Source organism: Berryella intestinalis, assembly GCF_000814825.1.
GTDB classification, from domain to species: domain Bacteria; phylum Actinomycetota; class Coriobacteriia; order Coriobacteriales; family Eggerthellaceae; genus Berryella; species Berryella intestinalis.
Window position 1 is genome coordinate 1,428,371 of sequence record NZ_CP009302.1, and the last position, 22,083, is coordinate 1,450,453.

General features: G+C 61.3%; 16 protein-coding genes. 13 read left to right on the forward strand and 3 right to left on the reverse strand.

What is annotated here, in order from left to right:
* Positions 1 to 21: 21 nt before the first annotated feature.
* Positions 22 to 1,587 carry a sodium/proline symporter gene (locus JI75_RS06300; RefSeq protein ID WP_039689599.1) on the reverse strand — a complete coding sequence of 522 codons (1,566 nt, stop codon included), beginning with the start codon at positions 1,585 to 1,587 and terminating at the stop codon, positions 22 to 24.
* Positions 1,588 to 2,005: 418 nt separating this feature from the next.
* Between JI75_RS06300 and JI75_RS09460 the strand changes: the two genes are divergently transcribed.
* From JI75_RS09460 to JI75_RS06340, 9 genes are all read left to right on the forward strand, one after another.
* Positions 2,006 to 2,422, forward strand: a complete 417-nt coding sequence (locus JI75_RS09460; protein WP_476693219.1) for a 4Fe-4S binding protein — start codon at positions 2,006 to 2,008, stop codon at positions 2,420 to 2,422.
* The gene (locus tag JI75_RS08965; RefSeq protein ID WP_082019792.1) at positions 2,419 to 3,312 is read left to right on the forward strand and encodes a 4Fe-4S binding protein; all 894 of its coding nucleotides are present in this window, start codon (positions 2,419 to 2,421) and stop codon (positions 3,310 to 3,312) included. The genes JI75_RS09460 and JI75_RS08965 overlap by 4 nt, the downstream gene beginning before the upstream one ends.
* Before the next feature lie 49 nt (positions 3,313 to 3,361).
* Positions 3,362 to 5,962, forward strand: a complete 2,601-nt coding sequence (locus JI75_RS06310; protein WP_082019793.1) for a molybdopterin-containing oxidoreductase family protein — start codon at positions 3,362 to 3,364, stop codon at positions 5,960 to 5,962.
* Positions 5,963 to 6,532, forward strand: a complete 570-nt coding sequence (locus JI75_RS06315) for a 4Fe-4S dicluster domain-containing protein (protein ID WP_039689603.1) — start codon at positions 5,963 to 5,965, stop codon at positions 6,530 to 6,532.
* Positions 6,533 to 6,535: 3 nt separating this feature from the next.
* Positions 6,536 to 7,387: a DmsC/YnfH family molybdoenzyme membrane anchor subunit gene (locus JI75_RS06320; RefSeq protein ID WP_039689605.1), complete on the forward strand. Its 852-nt coding sequence runs from the start codon at positions 6,536 to 6,538 to the stop codon at positions 7,385 to 7,387.
* A 70-nt stretch (positions 7,388 to 7,457) separates the two neighbouring features.
* A complete protein-coding gene (locus JI75_RS06325) occupies positions 7,458 to 8,183 on the forward strand; it encodes a TorD/DmsD family molecular chaperone (protein WP_039689607.1) in 726 nt (241 codons plus the stop codon).
* A 32-nt stretch (positions 8,184 to 8,215) separates the two neighbouring features.
* On the forward strand, positions 8,216 to 8,908 hold the full coding sequence (locus JI75_RS06330; protein WP_039689609.1) for a response regulator transcription factor: 693 nt from the start codon (positions 8,216 to 8,218) through the stop codon (positions 8,906 to 8,908).
* Positions 8,909 to 9,083: 175 nt separating this feature from the next.
* The gene (locus JI75_RS06335; protein ID WP_158407631.1) at positions 9,084 to 10,214 is read left to right on the forward strand and encodes a sensor histidine kinase; all 1,131 of its coding nucleotides are present in this window, start codon (positions 9,084 to 9,086) and stop codon (positions 10,212 to 10,214) included.
* 170 nt (positions 10,215 to 10,384) lie between these two features.
* A complete protein-coding gene (locus tag JI75_RS06340) occupies positions 10,385 to 11,674 on the forward strand; it encodes an aspartate aminotransferase type Ic (RefSeq protein ID WP_039689613.1) in 1,290 nt (429 codons plus the stop codon).
* A gap of 158 nt (positions 11,675 to 11,832) precedes the next feature.
* On the opposite strand, the gene nifJ is transcribed toward JI75_RS06340, so the two are convergent.
* Together nifJ and JI75_RS06350 are read right to left on the reverse strand one after the other, a co-directional pair.
* Positions 11,833 to 15,387 (reverse strand): pyruvate:ferredoxin (flavodoxin) oxidoreductase, encoded by a 3,555-nt coding sequence (nifJ, locus tag JI75_RS06345; RefSeq protein ID WP_039689615.1) that lies wholly within the window; start codon positions 15,385 to 15,387, stop codon positions 11,833 to 11,835.
* 217 nt (positions 15,388 to 15,604) lie between these two features.
* Positions 15,605 to 16,051, reverse strand: a complete 447-nt coding sequence (locus JI75_RS06350) for a very short patch repair endonuclease (RefSeq protein ID WP_039689617.1) — start codon at positions 16,049 to 16,051, stop codon at positions 15,605 to 15,607.
* Positions 16,052 to 16,316: 265 nt separating this feature from the next.
* Between JI75_RS06350 and JI75_RS06355 the strand changes: the two genes are divergently transcribed.
* The 4 genes from JI75_RS06355 to JI75_RS06370 all read left to right on the forward strand — a co-directional run bounded on the left by JI75_RS06355 (position 16,317) and on the right by JI75_RS06370 (position 22,018).
* On the forward strand, positions 16,317 to 17,918 hold the full coding sequence (locus tag JI75_RS06355; protein WP_240993143.1) for an ABC transporter substrate-binding protein: 1,602 nt from the start codon (positions 16,317 to 16,319) through the stop codon (positions 17,916 to 17,918).
* Between the two features lie 244 nt (positions 17,919 to 18,162).
* Complete coding sequence (locus tag JI75_RS06360) at positions 18,163 to 19,119, forward strand: ABC transporter permease (protein WP_039689619.1); 957 nt, start codon at positions 18,163 to 18,165, stop codon at positions 19,117 to 19,119.
* Between the two features lie 2 nt (positions 19,120 to 19,121).
* Positions 19,122 to 21,146 carry a dipeptide/oligopeptide/nickel ABC transporter permease/ATP-binding protein gene (locus JI75_RS06365; RefSeq protein ID WP_039689621.1) on the forward strand — a complete coding sequence of 675 codons (2,025 nt, stop codon included), beginning with the start codon at positions 19,122 to 19,124 and terminating at the stop codon, positions 21,144 to 21,146.
* Positions 21,143 to 22,018 (forward strand): ABC transporter ATP-binding protein, encoded by an 876-nt coding sequence (locus tag JI75_RS06370; RefSeq protein WP_039689623.1) that lies wholly within the window; start codon positions 21,143 to 21,145, stop codon positions 22,016 to 22,018. The genes JI75_RS06365 and JI75_RS06370 overlap by 4 nt, the downstream gene beginning before the upstream one ends.
* Positions 22,019 to 22,083: the final 65 nt, after the last annotated feature.

Consider the following 22,083-nt stretch of genomic DNA (forward strand, 5'->3'; position numbering starts at 1 on the left):
CTTTCCCCGAAGGGAAACGCGCTATCTCCCCTCCCCCGACTGCATATAGGTATCGAACTGCTTTTGCACTTCGTCAGTAGGCGGCTTGGTGAGCAGCGAAACCACCACATTCACCGCCAAGGCGATGACGAACGCGGGAAGCAGCTCGTAGATCCCGAAGACGCCTCCGAGGGGCTTGACGAGGTTGTGCCACACGAGGACGGACAGCGCGCCGGCCACCATTCCGCTGAGAGCGCCCTGCATAGTCGTGCGACGCCAGTAGAGGCTGGTGAGCGTGAGCGGGCCGAACGAAGCGCCCAGGCCGGCCCACGCATACGACACCACCGAGAAGATGGACGAATTCTCGTCGTAGGCCACCAAAATGCCGAACAGGAACACCACGATCAGCGTGAAGCGCGCCACGATGAGGACCTGGCGGTCGTTGGCGTCGCGCTTGAACACGCCTCGGAACATGTTCTCCGCAACCGACGAGCTTGCGATGAGCAGGTACGAAGAAGAGGACGACATCGAAGCGGCGAAGATGCCCGACACCACGACGCCGCAGATGAACGACGGCAGCATCATCTGGGCAAGGACGATGAAGGCGTTTTCGGCCTCGGCCTGGGTGCCGAAGTACGTGGGAAGGATCACGCGCGAGACCAACCCGATGATCACCGCGCTGGCCATGGAGATAACCACCCAGGTAGTCGCGATGATGCGCGACTTCCTCACTTCCTCGGCGTCCCGAATGGACATGAACCTCACGAGCACCTGGGGCATACCGAAGTAGCCCAGGCCCCAGGCGAGCATCGAGATCATGGTGACGAAACCGTACTCGGCCGGGGGGCCGAACACCGGGCTGCCGTCTGCGACCAGCTGGCGGCCCGTTTCGTCAAGAGCGGGCACCGCGATCTGCGAACCGCTGAGGAACCCCGGAATGGCCTGCATGAAGGCAACGGTGTTGTCGATGCCGCCCGCCCAGGCGATCGAGCCGACCACGACGACGGCGAGGGCGAAAAACATCAGCATGCCCTGCACGAAGTCGGTCACCACCACCGAAAGGTAGCCTCCCACCAGGGTGTAGAGGAACACGATAATGGCCCCGAGGATCATCATCGTGGCGTAATCGAGGCCGAACAGCGTGGCGAACAGCTTGCCCACCGTCACGAAGCAGCTGCCCACGTACACGCTGAAGAACAGCACGATGATGATCGCGGCGACGGTCGAGATGATGTTCTTCCGATCGCCGAAGCGCTTGGAGTAGAAGTCGGGAAGCGTGATGGAATCGGTGCGCTCGGAGTACAGGCGCAGACGCTTGGCGACGAACTTCCAATTCAGGTACGTGCCGATGGCAAGGCCCAAACCGGTCCACAGCGCGTCGGAGGCCCCGGTGAAGTACGCGACGCCGGGAAGGCCCATGAGCAGCCAACCGGACATGTCGGAAGCCTCGGCCGAAAGCGCGGTGAGCCACGGGCCCACGCCACGCCCCCCGATGAAGTACTCGGAGGCCGAAGAGTTCGACCGCTTCGCATACACGAACCCGATCGTGAGCACCACGATAAAGTACAGAAGCATTGCGAGCAGCACGAAGAAGTCGTTTTCAACCATCGACGCTCAAACTCCCCTCGATCAGACGAATGAGAGAGGATTATACCTCGAACGGGCCGCTTTCCCGTGGTAAAGCGCGCTTCGGGCCCCTCGCGGCGCCAGCGGGGCCGCTCTGGCACGGACGTCGTCTTTAGGAAATCTTAAGAAACGTCCCCTACCGTTGTGATGCAACGAAACCGAGGGGGGACCGATGGTTGATATTTCGCGCCGAAGCGCTCTCATCAGCATGGGCGCCGTATGCAGCTTGTTTGCAACCGGCAGCGTAGCGAAGGCTGCGCAGTCAGAAGAACGCATGCGTCCTCCGACCGTTGCGGACGAATCGAAGTTCCTCACCCTATGCGTCCGCTGTCAGAGATGCATAAATGTATGCCACGCGCACATCATCCAAACGGTATCGATTGCCGACGGTCTGGCCGCAATGGGCACTCCAGAAGTTTCCTTCTTGCACGGCTATTGCGATTTCTGCGAGGAAGCAAACGGTGGCATTCCCCGCTGCGCTCTATCCTGTCCTACCGGAGCCCTCTCATGCGCCGAGGAAAAGCCGACAGTATCAGCCCTTCCAAAGGTCTCCGCTGAAAACTGCATCGCTTTCAGCGGCGATGCCTGCCGCGTGTGCATCGATCTGTGTCCGCAGCACGCCATAGAGCCAGACGACTTCGGTCGACCAAGCATCGTTTTCGACGCATGCGACGGATGCGGTCGGTGCGAGCTCGAGTGCCCGTCAGTATCCATCGGCAACTCAAGCCTACTTTCGGGAAACGGAAAAGGCATCGTACTGCGTCCGAGGAACTCGGTTCTCAATGAGGACTCCGCGTCGGAAGTGGTCGGTAGATGAAACGGATAGCCCCCACCTCGACGCGATCCAAGAGGTCACCGAAGCACCTGTTCATCCTGCGTATCGTCACGATATCGTGCCTGACCATCGGCATAACGATCATCGCCTTCGCGTTCAATTTCGACATAGGGACGCTATGTGGATATTGCCCAGTCGGGCTTTCGCAGATAGCCGCCGCATCGCGCACTGTACCGCCCCTGCTCATATATTCGTTGGCAGCGTTCGTCGGAATCGCCCTTCTCTTCGGGCGGTTCTTGTGTTCGTGGCTGTGCCCGACCAATTTGCTCCCCTTCAAACCAAAGGGGAGCAAGGCAGGCGTTCCTCGATCGCACACGGCAAACGACCCCGCAGGAAAGGCGGACTCTAAGAGCTTGCTGGCGGTCAGCAGCCCTAAACGGGCCGCCATTCTCGTCCTTGGAACCATCGCCGCCTCGTTTGTCGTCGGCTTTCCTGTGTTTTGCCTATTCTGTCCGATAGGTTTGATCTTCGGCTTCGCATACGCGACTGTGAAGTCGCTCACGGCCTATACCCCCACCTGGGACCTGCTGGTCTTTCCTGCAATTCTGTTCGCCGAATTCAAACTGTTCAGACGCTGGTGCAGCCTGGTGTGCCCGATAGGAGCGCTCGCGAGTCTGATCGGCCGTTTCAGCCCCATACGTTTCGCCCCATCGAAAAGAGCTTCGACCTGCAAATCGGCTCAGGGCTGTCGAGCCTGCGAAAACACCTGCCCTAGCGGCATATCCGCTCTCGATACGGGACTCAGAAACGACGAGGACTGCAGCCTGTGCCTGAACTGCCTGGGAAGCTGCCCCCACAACGCATTTCGAAAACCAGAGCCGGTATCAAAACGCGAGAAGGACACGCGGATCTCGCGGCTCGGTGATCGATAAGGGCCGCTGCCGAAACCAATCGAAAGAAAACAATTAGAAGGAGGAGCCAGTGAAATCGATTTCTCGAAGATCGTTCGCGAAATCCGTCGCCTCTGCAGGAGCGCTTGCCGCCGTTGGCAATGCGATCAGTGCGAATTGGGAGCCACTTGAAGCTCGGGCGGCGAATGACCCCAAGGATGCGGATACCCGACTGGTACCGAGCGCCTGTCGCCAGTGCTACGGTCGCTGCTCCCTCATTGGAACGGTGAAGAACGGAAAGGTGACCAAGGTCGAGGGACGACCGGGAACGTTTTCCCGCGGCACGCTGTGCTCGAAGGCGTTCAGCATTCCCGAGCTAATCAACAGCCCCCTGCGCGTGCGCTATCCCATGAAGCGGGTCGGCGAACGCGGCGAAGGAAAATGGGAGCGGATCAGCTGGGACGAAGCCTGGGATATCATCATTCCCAAAACAAAGGAGATCATCGAAAAGCACGGCGCCAAAAGCATCGTCCACAACTTCGGCACCGGACGAGACCAATTCCTCATCTGGTCGGTTTCCGACGTGTGGACCCAGATCGGCTCCACCGCTACTTTCGGCGTAGGAAACATCTGCAAAATCGGTGGCGACTTCGTTCAGAAAAAGGCAACCATCGGTTCGGCTTGCCAATTCACAGGGTGGAATCCCACCGATAGCAAACTCATCATATGGTGGGCGCGCGGCTTGTTCGCCTGGGGTGCTTACGATTGGCTCTACATCAAGGAAGCCCAGGAAAAGGGTGCCAAATTCCTCGTCATCGACCCTCGTGAATCCTACGCGGCCGACAAAGCCGACCTGTGGATCGCGCCACGCCCCCACAGCGATACGGCGCTCGTTTTGGCCATCATCAACGCAATGCTCTCCTCGAAGCGCTTCGATCAGGACTTCACCAGGGAGTGGACGACAGCTCCTTTCTTGGTCGCTCAGGACGGGAAAAGGCTTCTGCGTGAAAGCGATCTGCTCGACGGAGGATCGGCAGACAATCTAGCCTATTGGGATGAATCCCTGGGTACCGTCGGATACTGGAACGTCAAGGAGCTTTCGTGGTCGACCGAAGACCATGTTCCCGCACTGTTCGGCGCATACGAGATCGATGGAACCTCGTATAAAACCGCCTTGCAGGTACTGGCCGACTCGACAGCTCAGTGGACGATCGCCAAAACCTCGGAAGTCACCTGGGTACCCGAGGAAAAACTGGAAGAAATGATCGAGCTCTATCTTTCCTCGAGCCCTGGGTCGTGCTTCAGTCGCGGTCAGAAAACCGACTTTTCCGACAACACGTCGGCAAATTCCCAAGCATTCACTATCATGATGGCCATAGCCGGAAACTACGAAGTACCCGGTGGCAACAGCGTCGCCCAGAGCAACAAAAAAGTTGCCCAACCGCGTTTCCCCATCACGCCCCTAACCCCGATCGCCGCAGAAATAGCAGACGACCCCGACAAACACAGCATCAACCCAGGCAGGTTCTACCTGTACGGCAACCCGGGGGCAACCTCGAGAACCACCACCGCCGCCCTGCTGACCGAAGAGCCCTGGAAGATGCATATGTACTGGGGGCAAACCGCCGATCCCATCATGAGTTCGGCTGACTCCCATAGCATCGAAAAAGGGCTGAGAGACCTTGACTTCATCGTCCACGTCTCTTTGCTGATGGATCCAGCCACCGAGCTTTCAGACGTGGTGCTTCCCGCCGCACACCCCAACGAAGTTGACCGAATCGAATTCGCCCAGTCGGGACATTGTTATCCAGCAAATGCCACCGTCACCATCCGCCAACCGTTCACCGACCCTCAAGGAGAAGCGAAAGACGACATTGATATCTTGCTCGAACTGGCCCGACGCATGGGAATCGACTACGGAGGAATCGACAAGTACAAAATATACGACAAGGCACTCGAGAAGACGGGGATGACCTTCGAGCAGTTCCGCGAAGCAACCATCGTCGAACCTGCGCCGCAACCGTTCAAACAGCACGAGAAAGGCCTGCTGCGCAAGGATAAGCGTCCCGGATTCCAAACCTCTACCGGTAAAGTGAACGTGTTTTCAGAGGAGCTGTCGAAGTTCGGGCACGGGCCTCTCCCCTCATATCGGGAGCAGGTGGAAAACCCCTTCAGCGAGCCCGAACTCGCAAACGACTATCCCTACATCGTGATATCGGGCGGTCGATGCCACCAGTTCTTCCATTCCGAATACCATGAGTCTCCCTTCATGCGCGACGTGCATCCCTATCCGCTCGTCGAGCTCAATCCAAAAACTGCCGCCGACAACGACATCACCGAGGGAGATTGGGTGCTGATAGAGAGCAAACACGGGTCATGCCTGCAGAAAGCAAAGATCACTCCGGGGATCGACCCTCGCGTTATCCATCTTGAGCACGACTTCTGGTATCCCGAAAAAGGAGCGGCCGACGGACTGCACGGCGCTCATGATTCCAATCCCAATGCACTGTTCTCCTACGAAAACCCGCAGGATCCCGCCATCGGAACGAACTGCTTCGGAACTATGGCCCGCATCCGCAAATCACCCGATGGGCCTCCTCGAGGAATTGCAGAGAATCCGCGGGATATCCAGGAAAGGTTCAGAGCAACCGACCAGCAGATCAGCTCGTTTATCTCGAAAGGAGCGGAATAGATGGCCAACAACAAGATCGTCATCGACCTGGACCGCTGCATGGGGTGCGACTCCTGCACTGTGGCGTGTATGCAGGAGAACCGGGTCGATCTCGGAAGGCGCTACACCAAAGTGCTCGAGGTGGGTCCTTACGGAGAGTTCCCCCATGCGCAGCGATACTTCCTCCCCGTGAAATGTCAGCATTGCCTCAACGCACCCTGCGTACGCGTGTGCCCTACCAAGGCATCGTACAAACGCGGGGATGGAATCACCCTAGTCGACCATACTCGTTGCATCGGTTGCCAATACTGTGCTATGGCCTGCCCTTATGGGGTTCGGTCGTACAACCACGACACCGGCGTCATCGAAAAATGCACACTGTGCTCCCACCTGATCGACGCAGGCAAAACCCCTGCGTGCGTGGATATCTGTCCCGGCCATGCGCGATTATTCGGAGACCTCGACGATCCCTCCTCGGAAGCAGCGCAAGCTATCGCTTCCGCAGGTGACGGAAGCGTTCATCATCTCGCAGATGTGGGAAACAAACCCGGCGAGGCGTTTATTCTGACCCGACAGGCCTGGAGGAGCTAAGCTATGGAGACACAATGGTCACTACTGCTATTCGCCGTTTTCGGCGGAATGGGAATGGGGATTCTGACCTACGTTTCCATCCATGTCCTCGCACGCATGGAAAGCACCCTGAACGATAAGGGCGTCATCGCCTCGCTGGCTCTGCTCTTCGTCGGCGGCGCATGCTCTTCTTCCCATATGGGCCACCCTGATAAAGCTCTCTACGTGCTCAGCAATCTGGAAAGCGGTATCTCCCAGGAGCTCATCGCCACCGCTATAGCAACCTGCGCTTCCCTGGCTTTGCTCTACACCCTGAAGAAGAAAGGCTCTTCGGAATCGACTCGCCGCATCGTTGCCTCCTTCGCCCTGGTAACGAGCTTGGCACTGCCCGCTATCATGGGACACGCCTATCTGATGGAAGCCCGTCCAGCTCTGAACACCTGGGCCTTGCCCTTCCTGTTCCTCTGCAACGCTCTTGCGATGGGGGCTTCGGCAGCAGCCTTGCTCGCCCGCGTCTTTCAATCCGGAGCGGATGAGCTGAGACGTTCTCATCTATGGGCCCTCGCGGGAATCGCTGCATTCGCCTGTTCAGTTGTCGTGTGGCTCTCCGCAGTCGGAGTGGCCTACGAACCAGACTACTCCCGCTCGGTGGCGCGTATCGCAACCGGTGATCTGGCACCTCTATTCTGGGGAGGGGTGGTGATTGCCGGTATGGTCGTTCCCTTCGGAGCACACTGCGCTGCAAAACCCGACTCTCACGCAACTGCAGGTCTCGGAGCGGCCGCGCTGGGACTGACCGGCATCTTCATAGGATCCGTAACCGTGCGCATCGTAATGTATGCCATCGCCACAAGTGTTCAGTCCTTCATCTACTAGCACGTTACATGCGTCCGGCCCGTCAAAAACACACTCGACGGACCGGACCGATCATTTCGAGGAGAACCTCATGAACGGCACCGAGAGCACGTCCCTTGCGATCGATTACCGATATAGAGCAGATATCTACCTGCTTCTCGCCCGAGCATTCAGCCACGAGCCGGACGATGCATTCAGGACGGCGCTAGGTTCGATCGGCAAAGAGAGCCCTTTGGTCGTCAACCGCGACTCCGACGGCAATCTTGTCCAACGGGCTTTCGACCTCATCAACCGCAGCGTCTCCACCGATCCTTCCCCAAGCGACCTGAACGCCGATTACGTGAACATCTTTCTTGGGTTCGGGAAAGATCTGACAGGGGCCTTTCCCTACGAATCGTATTATCGAAGTGGAAGAAAATCTCTGATGGAAAAACCCTATGACGAACTCTTGTCGATACTGCGCAAAGAAGGTCTCACACCGACTCAGATAGACCTCTCGCCCGAAGACCACGTCTCCACCGAGTTCTTACTGCTCGCGCATTTCTCAAACAAGGTTCTCGCGGCGCTCGAAAGAGCTCGACGAAACGAAAACGACGGATCTGACATCCAGCAGACTCAAGACAAAAGCATCGAATCGGCGCAGGCACGATACAGGGATTTTCTCGTCACTCATCCGCTACAATGGGTCCCGCAGATGTGCGACGAAGCGTTTGCGTTAGCCCGCACCGATTTCTACCGTGGGTTCTCCCTGCTCGCAAAGGAAGTCGTGATAGCCGACGCCACAGCGCTTGGGTTTTCCGGGCCAACGTGCCGCTGAGCGCCCATCTCGATACCGAGGGGAGTAACGCTGTGCGAATCCTTGTAGCCGAAGACGATATCCAGGTCCTAACCGCCGTGACGACTGCTCTACGACGCGAAGGATACGAGGTCGACGGGACGGGCGATGGCGAAGAGGCCCTTTACCTGGCAACAAAAGAGATATACGACCTGGTAATCCTCGACATCGTCATGCCGTCCCTTTCCGGACTCGACGTCCTGCACGCTATCAGAGAGCGCGATTTTGCCGTACCTGCCATATTCACCACCGCACGGGACAGCATTCGGGACCGCGTTGTAGGACTCGGTTCGGGAGCCGACGACTACTTGGTGAAACCCTATGCCCTTTCGGAACTCGTGGCCCGCGTCCAAGCGCTCCTCAGAAGAACGTCGGGCGTCCAGCAAAACGCCCACATCCTTCGATACGGCTGCCTCGAGCTCAATACGCGCTCCCATGAGCTCGACATCAACGGAACTGCCGTTCATTTGACCCAGAAGGAATTCGAACTGTTTGAGTATCTACTAATCAACAACGGCCGCATCCTTACACGCGACCAAATCATCGAACGGCTTTGGGACTGCGATACTGATCTGGGATACGATATTCTCGATGTCCACATGCACAACCTGAGAAAAAAGCTTCGGAAAGCGATGCCCGACGCCGAGCTCATCGCAACGGTCCGCGGAGTGGGTTATCTGCTCAAGGTAGAGTCGGATGCACAGTAGAGCTTCTACAGCCGTAATCGCGGCGGGCTCTGAACGGCAATCCAAGCTCAGCCGTCGTGCCATTTGGCGCGTAGCCATCCAGAACGTTACTCTCACCCTCGTACTGTTCGTCGTCTGCATCGCTGGGTTTAACATATTCCTGCAAGCAAGAATATACGAGAAGATCGACGGCAAAATGGAGAGCGAACGTACAGGATTCGTTACCGCCCAGGAAGACCCCGACGCACGCGGCATCCGCCTTCCCCTGGGTCTTTTGCCGATCGTGTACTTCTGGGACGATTCAACCGGGTACGTGAACCCCTTCCCCGCCTCTGAAGCCGTTCCCGAAGACTACGAGCCCCTCCTCGCCCAGGAACCCCCCAAGGGCTTCAGCACCCAGTCTGTGAACGGGCGATCCTACCGCGTTTACCGAGTCGATTACCAAGACCCACTGGTTTTTCGTTACAGCCACGGGGACTTCACCGTATCGCGCACCGTGTCGTTCAAGGACGTGAGCAACGAAGTTGAAATATTCCAAACCCTTGAAACGGGAAGCGTGATCATCTGCCTATTCGGCGGGATTATATACGGGACGATCTCGCTTGCGTTCGCGCGGCGATCCATCGCCCCTATCGAACGCGCATGGCAAACTCAGCGGACGTTCCTTGCGGACACCTCGCACGAATTACGAAACCCCCTGGCGGGAATCAAAGCCAATGCAGAGCTCCTCCTGCAAACCCCCGACAAGACCGTTTTGGAGTCCATCGATGGCGTATCGGGCATACTCCGCAATGCAAACCGCATGTCCGACATGCTCTCGACCCTGCTCACGCTTGCTAGATCTGACGAAGACAGCGACGAGATAGCGCACGATCGCATCGACCTTTCGGCGCTGCTTCAATCGATCTGCGATCAATTCTCCCAGATCGCCTACGCGCGGCAGATCGGACTAATCGGAAAGATCGAAGGGGGCCTGACCATACCGGGAGACGAAGCCCGCTTACTGGAGTTTTTCGACGTCCTGCTTGACAATGCAGTTCGCTACAGCATGCCTGAGAGAACCGTGACGGTGACCGCACACCGAGAGCATCGCCATGCGATCGTGACGATACAAGACCAGGGAATCGGAATATCCGAAGAGGAGCTGAGCACGGTATTCGAGCGCTTTCACCGCACCCAGCGTTCGCGCGAAATGTATCCCGATGGAACGGGCCTCGGCCTACCGGTGGCCCAATGGATAGCCCGGCAGCACGGAGCCGAATTCGAGATCGAAAGCAAAGAGAATAAAGGAACCCTGGTCACTGTCAGGTTCCGAATCGAAGACTGAGGTGGCGCTCAGACAACCTACTGAAGAGATGCCCCAAAACGTCTCGCAAGCACCGCCGGGAGAAGTCTTGGCGGGCTTCGCGTGATCTTTCCTCTTCTTCCCGCTTGAAAGGCTAGAATGGTCGGGTTGGGGCAACCACGGAAAAGCAACCGCGAACGGAAGGACCGGCCATGTACGCGGATTTGGAAACAAGCGCGCTGGAAGCGCTGACGGCGCGACTCGAACGCGATTTCGGCGCCATGAAGGCACGCGGGCTCTCGCTGAACATGGCGCGCGGAAAACCCGCCGCCGAGCAGCTCGATCTGAGCATGCCGATGCTCTCGTCGGTGGTCGATTCCGCATCCTGTGCCGCCGAAAGCGGCCTGGACTGCCGCAACTACGGCGTCCTCGACGGCCTTCCCGAGGCGAAGCGCCTCATGGCGGTCTTTCTCGACGACATCCCGGAGCGCGTCGTCGTCGGGGGAACGTCGAGCCTCACCCTCATGTACGACGCCCTGGTGCGCCTCTGCCTGTTCGGAACGGACGGATGCGCCCCTTGGAGTTCTCTTGACCAGGTTAAATGGCTCTGTCCCGTCCCCGGATACGATCGGCATTTCGCCATCGCCGAGGCGTTGGGATTCCAGATGATCCCCGTTGCGCTCACCGACGAGGGGCCCGATATGGACGCGGTCGAGAGCCTTGTGCGCGACGACGAGTCCGTCAAGGGAATATGGTGCGTGCCCCAATACGCCAACCCCAGCGGCACCACCTATTCCGACGACACGGTGCGGCGCCTGGCAACTATGGAGTGCGCCGCTTCGGACTTCCGGATCATATGGGACAACGCCTACGGTGTGCACCACCTCTACGGCGAGCCCGGGCGCCAAAGCCGCGTGCTCGACATCGGCAAAGCCTGCGATCAGGCGAAAAACCCCCGACGCTACCTCAAATTCGCCTCGACCTCGAAGGTGACGTTTCCAGGGGCCGGCCTCGCTGCGCTGGCCGCCGCCCCCGAGAACCTCGACGAGATCAAACGGCATATGGGTGCAGCGACGATCGGATACGACAAGCTCAACCAGCTTCGCCACGTGCGCTTCCTCGAAGACGCGCGAGGCGTCGCCGAGCACATGGCCCGCCACGCCCGTATCCTGAGGCCGAAATTCGAACTGGTCGCGCGCAAGCTGGAAGAATCCCTATCCGATGTGGGAGGATGCTCGTGGAGCACCCCGCAGGGGGGCTACTTCGTATCGTTCGACGCCCCCGAAGGATGCGCCTCGCGCATCGTCGAGCTTGCGGCCGAGGCGGGCGTGACCATGACCGGCGCGGGTGCGACCTGGCCCTACGGACGCGACCCCCGCGACTCCAACATCCGGATCGCGCCGACCCTTCCTCCCCTGCACGAGCTCGACGAAGCGCTCGACGTGTTCGTCTGCTGCGTGAAGCTGGCTTACGCCCGCAAGCTGCTGGAAAGCCGGCGCTAAGGCGACGACGCGCGCCACGCGAACGCCGCGCGAGCGACCGGAAGCGCCGCGCATCGTCGCGCCTTCGCCCCCGCCCGCGCCCGTCGCGTATCGAGACGAAAAAAAAACGGCGACCGCATACTCGCGGTCGCCGTTTTTCATCGCGCCTGCTCGGACGCCTACTCGGAATACACCGTCTTGAGCTTCTCGAGGTGGGACCAGCGCTCCAGCGCGGCGGCCTCGTTGCGCTCGAACAGGTCGGGAGCACGGTCGGGGAACTCGCGGACCAGACGGCTGTAGCGCGCCTCGTTCATGAGGAACTCCTGATAGCCTCCCGCAGGGGCCTTGCTGTCCAGCACGAACTTCTTGCCCGGGGCGCCCTCGGGGTTGAAGCGGAACAGGTTCCAGTAACCGCAGTCAACCGCGGCCTTCATCTCGTCGTGGCACTTCGCCATGCCGCCCTTGATGGAGTGCATCTCGCAGGGAGAGTATCCGATGATCAGGGACGGTCCGGGATACGCCTCGGCCTCGGCGATGGCCTTGATGGTCTGCGCGGGCTTGGCTCCCATCGCCACCTGGGCGACGTACACGTAGCCGTAGCTCATCGCGATCTCGGCGAGGCTCTTCTTCTTGATATCCTTGCCGGCCGCGGCGAACTGAGCGACCTGGCCGATATTGGAGGCCTTGGACGACTGGCCGCCGGTGTTCGAGTACACCTCGGTATCGAACACGAACACGTTCACATCCTCGCCGGACGCCAGGACGTGGTCGAGGCCGCCGAAACCGATGTCGTAGGCCCAGCCGTCGCCGCCGAAGATCCAGAATGACTTCTTGACCAGGAAGTCCTTGTTCTCGAGAACGGACTCGGCCAGGCGCTTGGCCTCGCCTTGCGCCGCCGGCGCGAACGAAGAGAGGGCCTCGACGTACGCCGCGGAGGCAACCTTGCTCTCCTCGGCGCTCTCGCGCGAGTCGAGCCACGCCTGGGCAGCCTCCCTCAGCTGATCGGACACGCCCTCCTGTTCGAGCAGGGCCGCGGTCTCCACTGCGGCCTTGTTGCGGACCGCGTCGTGGCCGAGCTTCATACCCATGCCGAACTCGGCGTTATCCTCGAACAGCGAGTTGCACCACGCCGGACCGCGGCCGTTCGCATCGGTCGTGTACGGCGACGTGGCGGCGGGGTTGCCCCAGATCGACGAGCAGCCCGTGGAGTTCGCGATGAACATGCGGTCGCCGAACATCTGCGTGACCAGGCGGGCGTACGACGTCTGGGCGCATCCCGCGCAGGCGCCGGAGAACTCCAGCAGCGGGCGCTTGTACTGGCTGTCCTTCACCGTGTTGCTGACGAGCTCGGTCTTCTCGGACACCTCGGCCACCAGGTAGTCGAAGATGGGCTGGCGCACAAGCTGCGTCTCGATGTTCTGCATCACCAGCGAGTCGGTGGGGCAAACGCTCACGCACACCTCGCAGCCCATGCAGTCGCTGGGAGAGATGGCCAGCGAGTACTGGTACACGCCCTTGCCCTTTCCGGCCTTGATGGGAAGCATGACCGATCCCTCGGGAGCCGAAGCCGCCTCCGCATCGGTGAGCGCGAAGGGCCGGATGCAGGCATGGGGGCAGGCGTATGCGCAGTTGTTGCACTGGATGCACTTGTCAGGCTGCCATTCGGGGATGAAGGCGGCCACGCCGCGCTTCTCGTAGGCCGACGCGCCCAGCTCGAACTGGCCGTCGGCATGATCGACGAAAACCGAGACGGGCAGGCGGTCGCCCTCCATGCGCCCGACGGGCTCCATGATCTCGCGCACCATCTTGAGGGTCTCGGGGCGCCCGGACATGATGGGCCCCTCGACGTCGTCGATGGCGTCGGCCCAGGCGGCGGGAACCTCGATGGGCGTGAACGCGGTGGCACCGGCGTCGATGGCCTTGTGGTTCATCTCGACCACGTCCTGGCCCTTCTTCGAATACGACTTGGTGGCCGCATCCTTCATATGCTGCAGCGCCTCGTCTTGCGGGATGATCCCGGCGAGCGTGAAGAACGCCGACTGCAGGATGGTGTTGGTGCGCTTGCCCATGCCGATCTGCTCGGCCAAGTCGATGGCGTTGATGGTGTAGAGCTTGATGCCGTTGCGCGCGATGTAGCGCTTGGTCTCGGCGTTCAGCACCTCGTCAAGCTCGTCGGCCGTCCAGCGGCAGTTGATCATGAACACGCCGCCGGGCTTCACGTCGTTGACCATGCGGAAGCCCTTGGTGATGTAGGACGGGTTGTGGCATGCGACGAAGTCGGCCTTGTTCACGTAGTAGCTGCTGCGGATGGGCGCATCGCCGAAGCGCAGGTGGCTGATGGTGATGCCGCCGGTCTTCTTCGAGTCGTACTGGAAATACGCCTGGACGTACTTGTCGGTGGTGTCGCCGATGATCTTGATGGAGTTCTTGTTGGCGCCCACCGTTCCGTCGCCGCCCAGACCCCAGAACTTGCACTCGATGGTGCCGGGCGCCGCGGTGTTGGGCGCATCGGGGTTCTCGGGAAGGGACAGGTGCGTCACATCGTCCACGATGCCGATGGTGAACTCGCGCGCGGGGGCGTCTTTGCGCAGCTCGTCGAACACGGCGAACACCGAAGACGGGGGCGTGTCCTTCGATCCCAAGCCATACCGGCCGCCCACGGCGACGATGTCGGTGCGGCCCTCTTCGTACAGGGCCCCCAGCACGTCCATGTACAGGGGCTCGCCGATGGAGCCGGGCTCTTTGGTGCGGTCCATCACCGCGATCTTCTTGACGGTTGCGGGCAGCGCCTCCATGAACCGCTTGGTGACGAAGGGCCGATACAGGCGAACCTTCACGAGGCCCACCTTCTCGCCCTGGGCGTTGAGGTAGTCCACGACCTCTTCGCACACGTCGCAGAACGACCCCATCGCCACGATCACGCGATCGGCGTCGGGCGCGCCGTAGTAGTTGAACAGCCGGTAGTCGGTGCCCAGCTTCTCGTTGACCTTGGCCATGTACTCCTCGACGATGGCCGGCAGCTCGTTGTACTGGTTGTTGCACGCCTCGCGGTGCTGGAAGAAGATGTCGCCGTTCTCGTGCGAACCGCGCGCGGCAGGATGCTCGGGGTTCAGCGCATGGTCCCTGAACGCCCGCACCGCGTCCATATCGACCATGTCGGCGAGATCGGCATAGTCCCACGCGGCGATCTTCTGGACTTCATGGGACGTGCGGAAGCCGTCGAAGAAGTTGATGAAGGGGGTCCTCCCCTTGATGGCGGCAAGGTGGGCGACGGCGGAAAGGTCCATGACTTCCTGGACGTTTCCCTCGGCGAGCATGCCGAAGCCGGTCTGGCGGCATGCCATGACGTCGGAGTGGTCGCCGAAGATGTTGAGCGCATGGGTCGCAACCGTGCGGGCGCTCACGTGGAACACGCTGGGAAGGCGCTCGGCGGCGATCTTGTACATGTTGGGGATCATGAGGAGCAGGCCCTGGGAGGCGGTGTAGGTCGACGTGATGGCGCCGGCGGTAAGCGAGCCGTGCACCGTGCCGGCCGCGCCGGACTCGGACTCGAGCTCGGCCACGCGCACCGTGGTGCCGAAGATGTTCTTGCGGCCGTTCGCGGACCATTGGTCGACGTAGTCGGCCATGGGACTGGACGGGGTGATCGGATAGATGCCGGCAACCTCGGTGAATGCGTACGAAACGTGCGCAGCAGCGTTGTTGCCGTCCATTGACATGTACGTTCTCGCCATAAAACAACTCCTTTTTGAGTACCCCATGCCCCCCGATCGCCGCTTTGCAGGCCCTTGGTTCCTGCAACGGCGCCGTCTGTGCTCATCGGGGGAAAGCCTGCGGCTTCGGCACACCGTACGATTCCCACTCCACTGCCGAAGCGATGCGAGCACATGATACCGACCGATCCGGGAAGACCCCGCCGCGCAGGGCCTCCCGTCCCTGTTTGGGGCGCAGCTAGTCGGCAAGCGGCTTGCCGAGCTGCCGGGCGAGAACCGGCAAAAGCTCGGCCATCGTGTCGTCGATGACCTTCTTCTTAAGCTGGCATTCCCATACGACGTGGACGCTCCAGCCGTCCTCTTCGAGCTTGGCGATGTTGGCCCGATCGCGCTCGACGTTGCGCTCGAACTTGACCGACCAGTACTCCACATGGGACTTCGGGACCGAGGGGTTGCAGTGGGGGCAGCGGTGCCAGAAGCACCCGTTCACGAACAGGGCCACCTTCTTTCCCGGCCAGGCCACGTCGGGTCGGCCCGGCACCTTCCATTGAAGGCGGTACCCCGTCAGCCCGGCTGCGCGCAAACGCTCGCGCATCACAAGCTCGGGCTTGGTGTTCGCGCGCTTGTTGCCCTGCATCGACTTGCGGACATGATCGTTCACCGCTTTGGGAGCGCCTTCGCCCACCGCCCGTTCCCCTTTCGCCGCGTTCCCTCCCGAATCCGCTCCGATCCGGAGGGGCCTTTGGCCTTGCCAAAACAACCGTTCGAAACGGGAGGATGATGCTCGCGCCCCCCAAAAGCAAATCCAAACGTCTAATAGCGCCAGTTCAAAAGAATTGTCGGCATAATTTCATCTTTCCTTCACAGTTGGATTGGGAGATAATACGGCTGATAGTGCGCCGTCGACAACGGCGCAGGGAAGAAACTGTCAAACCAATCAGGAGGCATTAATGCAGATGCAGAAGTCACAGCTGTCGCGCCGCACGTTCATCGCGGGCAGCGCGCTGGCCGCGGTCGCAGCCACGACCGGTCTCAGCCTTACCGGCTGCGGATCTTCCACCAGCGGTTCCTCGAGCTCGGGCGGCTCCACCGGAACCGTCGCCGACAAGCTTACCGGTGCGGTCGCCTACACCAGCACCAACGTCAACCCCATCGGCAACAGCTCCGCTCTGATGCTGGCTGCCACCTGGCATGTCTTCGAGGGCCTCTACGACCTCGACCTGCACACGTACAAGACCCACCCCTCGCTGGCCAAGGGCGAGCCCACCAAGGTGTCCGACACCGAGTACGAAGTCGCCCTGCGCGACGGCGCCCTGTTCTCCGACGGCAGCAAGGTCACCGCAGCCGACGTGGTGAACTCCTTCGAGAAGAACATGGCCGACGGGACCTACGGCGCGTTCCTCTCCTTCATCGAGTCCGTTACCGCCAAAGACGACGCGACGGTGACCTTCAAGCTGAAGTACGCTTTCGGCAGCCTCCTGCAGGCCCGCCTCTCCGTAGTGAAGATCTTCCCCGCCGCTCTCACCGAAGACCAGCTGAAGACCATGCCCATCGGTTCGGGCCCCTGGGCCTACGCCACGGTGAACGGCGATGACGGCGGCACCATGGTGTTCGAGCCCAACAAGCACTACACCGGCGAGTACCCCGCCGGCGCCGCTTCCATGGAATGGAACGTCCTTCTGGACGAGACCTCCCGCACCACGGCGCTTCAGGAAGCCTCCGTCCAGGTCATGGAGAACGTGCCCGACGCCAACGCCGACCAGCTCACCGCCGCCGGCGCCTCGGTCGAGTACGTCCAGGGCTTCAACCAGGCCTTCCTGATGTTCAACACCCTGAAGGCGCCCTTCAACGACAAGCGCGTCCGCCAGGCGTTCTTCTATGCCATCGACGTCGACAAGCTCATCAAGAACCAGATGAACGGCAACGCCACCGCCGTCACCGGCTTCCTCCCCAAGACCCACTCGAACTACCATGAGGCTTCGACGGTCTACACCTACGATCCCGAGAAGGCCAAGGCGCTGCTCGCCGAGGCCGGCGCTACGGGCCTGAGCTTCACCCTGCTCACCAACAACAACTGGGTGAAGAACCTCGCCGCCCAGATCAAGAACGACCTGGACGCCGCGGGCATCAGCTGCACCATCCAGGAGGAGAAGATCGACTGGAGCAAGCTGGCGGAATCCGACAGCGAGCTGCCTTACGACGTCATGCTGACCCCGGGCGACCCGACCTGCTTCGGCAACGACCCCGACCTGCTGATGACCTGGTGGTACGGCGACAACGTGTGGACGCGCGGCCGTTCGTGCTGGAAGAAGCAGGAAGGCAGCCGCTGGGCCGAGCTCCAGGAGCTCATGCAGCAGGCGCGCGAGGCCACCGAGGGCGCTCAGCAGTCCCTGTGGAACCAGTGCTTCGACATCATCGCCGACGAGGCGCCGCTCTACCCGCTGTTCCACCGCAAGCTCGCGACCGGCTACCAGCCCAAGATGATCGAGGGCTTCGAGCCCATCGCCACCACCGGTCTGGTGTTCCTGGGCGCCAAGGTGCGCAAGGCGTAGGGACCCCTCCCACATACAGCCTATCGGAAGGCCCCGCAGCACGCTCGCTGCGGGGCCTTCTCCTTAATAATGAATAGCTTGTCGGAATCGTCTTGAGGGCGCCATCCAAAGAGCTTTCATATAGAATGGCTTGTGGCTTAATCCGCCGCTTGTTTCGTCATGCCAAAAAACAGGCAAGCGGCGTATTCAAGCCGATGTAGCAAAAGGGGCGCACGCGTCCCTGTCATTGGAAAGGGGGGAACCGGTGAACAACCTATTACGTCTTATAGGCAGGCGCCTGGTCGCTTTGCCCATCATGATAATAGGCGTCACTATCCTCGTATTCTTCCTCATGTCGCTTTCCCCTATCGACCAGGCCTATTCGGTCTTGGGTGAGGGCGCATCGGAAGCGCAGGTTCAGCAATACCGCGACGAGCACGGGCTGAACGATCCCGTCGTCGTTCAGTACGGCAACTTCATGGCCGGCCTCGTCCACGGAGACCTGGGCACCTACGGCGCCAACAACGCCTCGGTCGCCGAGCGCATCTCCCAGGCCCTGCCCGTTACCATGCAGCTCACCTTCGCGGGCCTCATCATCGCGGTCATCATCGCGGTCATCCTCGGCGTCATCTCGGCGCTGTACCGAGACAAATGGCCCGACCAGATCATCCGCGTCTTTTCCGTCGCCTGCATCGCCACGCCCTCGTTCTGGCTGGCCGTCCTGCTCATCCTGCTGTTCTCGGTGAACCTCGGCACGTTCCCGGCATCGGGCCCGCTGCCCGCCTTCGCCGAAAACCCCCTCGGCTGGATCACGCGCATGGCGCTTCCCTCCTTCGCCCTGGGCGTTCCTTTGGCCGGACAGCTGACGCGCGTCATCCGCACGTCCATGGTCGAAGAGCTCGACAAGGACTACGTCCGCACCGCCCTAGGCGCCGGCATCCCCAAAAACGTGGTCATCGCGCGCAACGTGCTGCGCAACGCCCTCATCACCCCCGTCACCGTCTTGGGTATGCGCATTGGCTACCTCATCGGAGGCGCCGTGGTCATCGAGGTCATCTTCAACCTCCCCGGCATGGGCATGGCGATCGTGTCCGGCATCCAGTCCAACTACGTCATGCTGGTGCAGGGCGTCGTCTTGGTGGTCGCCATCACGTTCATCATCATCAACATCATCGTCGACATGCTCTACATCCTGATCGACCCCCGAATTAGGACGGTGTAAGCATGGCCTTGCGTGAAAACCTCACCCAGAAGTTCGAGCAGAACCCGGGCAAGATCCGCCTGCGCCGCTGGAAGGCCATGTCGGTCGGATCCCGCGTCTCGCTCATCGTCCTGGCGGCGGTCGTGGCCGTGGCGCTGCTGGCCCAGGTGCTCGCACCGTTCGACCCCCTGACCATCTTCGATGCGCGTCAGGCGCCCAGCTCCACCTACCTTTTCGGCACCGACGACAAGGGCCGCGACGTCTTGTCCCGCATGATGTACGGCGCGCGCTACTCGCTGACCATCGGCTTGGGAGCGACGCTGTTCGCCTTCGTCTGCGGATCCATCATCGGCGCGGTCGCCGCCGTCAGCCGCAAGTGGATCTCCGAAGTCATCATGCGCATCCTCGACGTGGTCATGTCCTTCCCCGGCATCGCGCTGGCCGCCACCTTCGTCATCGTGTTCGGCACCAGCGTCCCCTCGCTCATCTTCGCCATCGGCTTCCTCTACATCCCGCAGATCGCCCGCATCGTGCGCGCGAACGTCATGAGCGAGTACAACCAGGACTACGTCCGCGCCGTCGTCGTGTCCGGCGCCCGCGCGCCCCACATCCTCATCAAGCACGTCGTGAGGAACTGCATCGCCCCCATCGTGGTGTTCACCATCGTGCTCGTGGCCGACGCCATCGTGTTCGAGGCCTCGCTGTCCTTCATCAGCGCCGGTATCCCCGAGCCTACCCCCACCTGGGGCAACATTCTTGCAGACGCCCGCGGCGGCGTTCTTTCGGGCCGCTGGTGGCAGGCGCTGTTCCCCGGCCTGGCCATCATGATCACGGTCCTGTGCCTGAACATCCTGTCCGAGGGCATCACCGACGCCATGGCGGCTGCCCCCAAGGCCCCCGTCAAGGCCTCCGACGACAACCTCGTCGCCAACCGCGAGGCCGACAAGCTGGTCTCCGATCCGCGCCTGGCATACGCCGCGCAGGCCGAATCGCTCGAGCAGCGGCTCTCCCAGCTGCGCGAGATCGAGGAGAAGCGCTCCGACCGCTTCCCGGCCCGCACCGACGTTCCCCCCGTGCTGGAGGTCAAGGACCTCTGCATCCGCTTCCCGCGCCACGGCAACGTGAACGTCGTCGACCACGTGAGCTTCGTGGTCCGTCCGCGCCAGACCATGGGCCTTGTGGGCGAGTCCGGCTGCGGCAAGTCCATCACCTCGCTCACCATCATGGGTCTGCTCGATCCGCGCGCCGAGATCACCGGCGAGATCATCTACAACGGCCAGAACCTGGTGGGCCTCGACAACAAGCACTACAACCAGCTGCGCGGGCGCGAGATCGCCATGATCTACCAGGACGCCCTGTCCTCGCTGAACCCCTCGATGCTCATCCGCACCCAGATGAAGCAGCTCACGAGTCGCGGCGGCACGCGTAGCGCCGAAGAGCTGCTCGAGCTGGTGGGCCTCGACCCGAAGCGCACGTTGGACTCGTATCCCCACGAGCTTTCGGGCGGGCAGCGCCAGCGCGTCCTGATCGCCATGGCGCTCACGCGCGACCCCAAGGTCATCATCGCCGACGAGCCCACCACCGCCCTCGACGTGACAGTGCAAAAGCAGGTCATCGATCTTCTGAACAAGCTCCAGAAAGAGCTGGGCTTCGCAATGGTCTTCGTCAGCCACGACCTCGCGCTGGTCGCCGAGGTGGCCAACTCCATCACGGTCATGTACGCCGGCCAGGTCGTCGAGCAGGGCCCGGTCAGCGACATCCTGTGCCACCCCGTCCACGAGTACACCCGCGGCCTTTTGGGCTCGGTGCTCTCGATCGAGGCGGGCGGGGATCGCCTGCACCAGGTGCCGGGCTCGGTCCCCTCTCCCAAGGACTTCCCCGAGGGCGACCGCTTCACGCCGCGTTCCAGCCATCCCGACAAGGTGTCCCCCATCCGCCCGATGATCAAGCAGGTTGCGGGAACCGATCATTACTATGCCGAGCTTCCCGACAGCGAACTCGCCCGTCTGGGAATCGAACCGTACATCAAAGGAGGTGCGAACCGATGAGCCAGACCTCTGACGCCAAAGCAAGCGCCGAAGCCGCGCAGGCGGCGGCAAGCCCCGCTGCCGAGGAGCCCATCATCTTCTTGGACGACATCTCCGTCGTGTTCAAGACGCGCACCGGGTCGCTTCTGAACCCCAACCGCGTCACGGCCGTCAACCACCTCACCCTCAAGCTGCACCGCGGCGAGACGCTGGGCATCGTGGGAGAGTCCGGCTGCGGGAAATCCACCACCGCCAACGTGATGTGCGGCCTGCAGACCCCGACCAGCGGCCAGGTGTTCTTCAAGGGCGAGAACGTGACGAAGCGCTCCGCCGAGCAGCGCCGCCATATCGGGCGCGTGATCTCGGTCGTGTTCCAAGACCCCGCCACCGCCCTGAACGCGCGCATGTCCGTGGCCGATCAGCTGCTCGACCCCATGCGCGTCCACAAGGTCGGAACGCCCCAGGAGCAGGCCGCGCGCGTGCGCGAGCTCATCGGCATGGTGGGCCTGCCCTCCTCCGTCCTCGACGCGCTGCCCGGGCAGCTTTCGGGCGGCCAGCGCCAACGCGTCGCCATCGCGCGCGCCCTGTCGCTTTCGCCCGACGCGATCATCGCCGACGAGCCCACCAGCGCCCTCGACGTGTCGGTGCGCGCCCAGATCCTCAACCTTCTGATGGACCTCAAGCGCGAGCTGCAGCTTTCCATGGTCTTCATCAGCCACGACATCCAAACGGTTCGCTACATCTCCGATCAGATCGTGGTTATGAACAAAGGGCAGGCCGTCGAGCGCGGCAAAGCCTCCGAGGTGTTCGACAACCCCCAGGACGACTACACCAAGCTGCTTTTGGGCGCGGCGCCGTCGCTGCTTCACCCCGATCCGTCGCTTCTGAGCTGATTCGCTGAACAAACACGCGCGCACGCGCTTATTCCCTCGGTCCCGTTGTATGCTGTTCGCGCAAC

Excerpts from the sequence above, each read along its gene's own strand:
- JI75_RS06300 (WP_039689599.1), bottom strand. The coding sequence starts at position 1,587 with ATGGTTGAAAACGACTTCTTCGTGCTGCTCGCAATGCTTCTGTACTTT.
- JI75_RS09460 (WP_476693219.1), top strand. The coding sequence starts at position 2,006 with ATGGGCACTCCAGAAGTTTCCTTCTTGCACGGCTATTGCGATTTCTGC.
- JI75_RS08965 (WP_082019792.1), top strand. The coding sequence starts at position 2,419 with ATGAAACGGATAGCCCCCACCTCGACGCGATCCAAGAGGTCACCGAAG.
- JI75_RS06315 (WP_039689603.1), top strand. The coding sequence starts at position 5,963 with ATGGCCAACAACAAGATCGTCATCGACCTGGACCGCTGCATGGGGTGC.
- JI75_RS06320 (WP_039689605.1), top strand. The coding sequence starts at position 6,536 with ATGGAGACACAATGGTCACTACTGCTATTCGCCGTTTTCGGCGGAATG.
- JI75_RS06325 (WP_039689607.1), top strand. The coding sequence starts at position 7,458 with ATGAACGGCACCGAGAGCACGTCCCTTGCGATCGATTACCGATATAGA.
- JI75_RS06335 (WP_158407631.1), top strand. The coding sequence starts at position 9,084 with ATGGAGAGCGAACGTACAGGATTCGTTACCGCCCAGGAAGACCCCGAC.
- JI75_RS06340 (WP_039689613.1), top strand. The coding sequence starts at position 10,385 with ATGTACGCGGATTTGGAAACAAGCGCGCTGGAAGCGCTGACGGCGCGA.
- nifJ (WP_039689615.1), bottom strand. The coding sequence starts at position 15,387 with ATGGCGAGAACGTACATGTCAATGGACGGCAACAACGCTGCTGCGCAC.
- JI75_RS06355 (WP_240993143.1), top strand. The coding sequence starts at position 16,317 with ATGCAGATGCAGAAGTCACAGCTGTCGCGCCGCACGTTCATCGCGGGC.
- JI75_RS06365 (WP_039689621.1), top strand. The coding sequence starts at position 19,122 with ATGGCCTTGCGTGAAAACCTCACCCAGAAGTTCGAGCAGAACCCGGGC.
- JI75_RS06370 (WP_039689623.1), top strand. The coding sequence starts at position 21,143 with ATGAGCCAGACCTCTGACGCCAAAGCAAGCGCCGAAGCCGCGCAGGCG.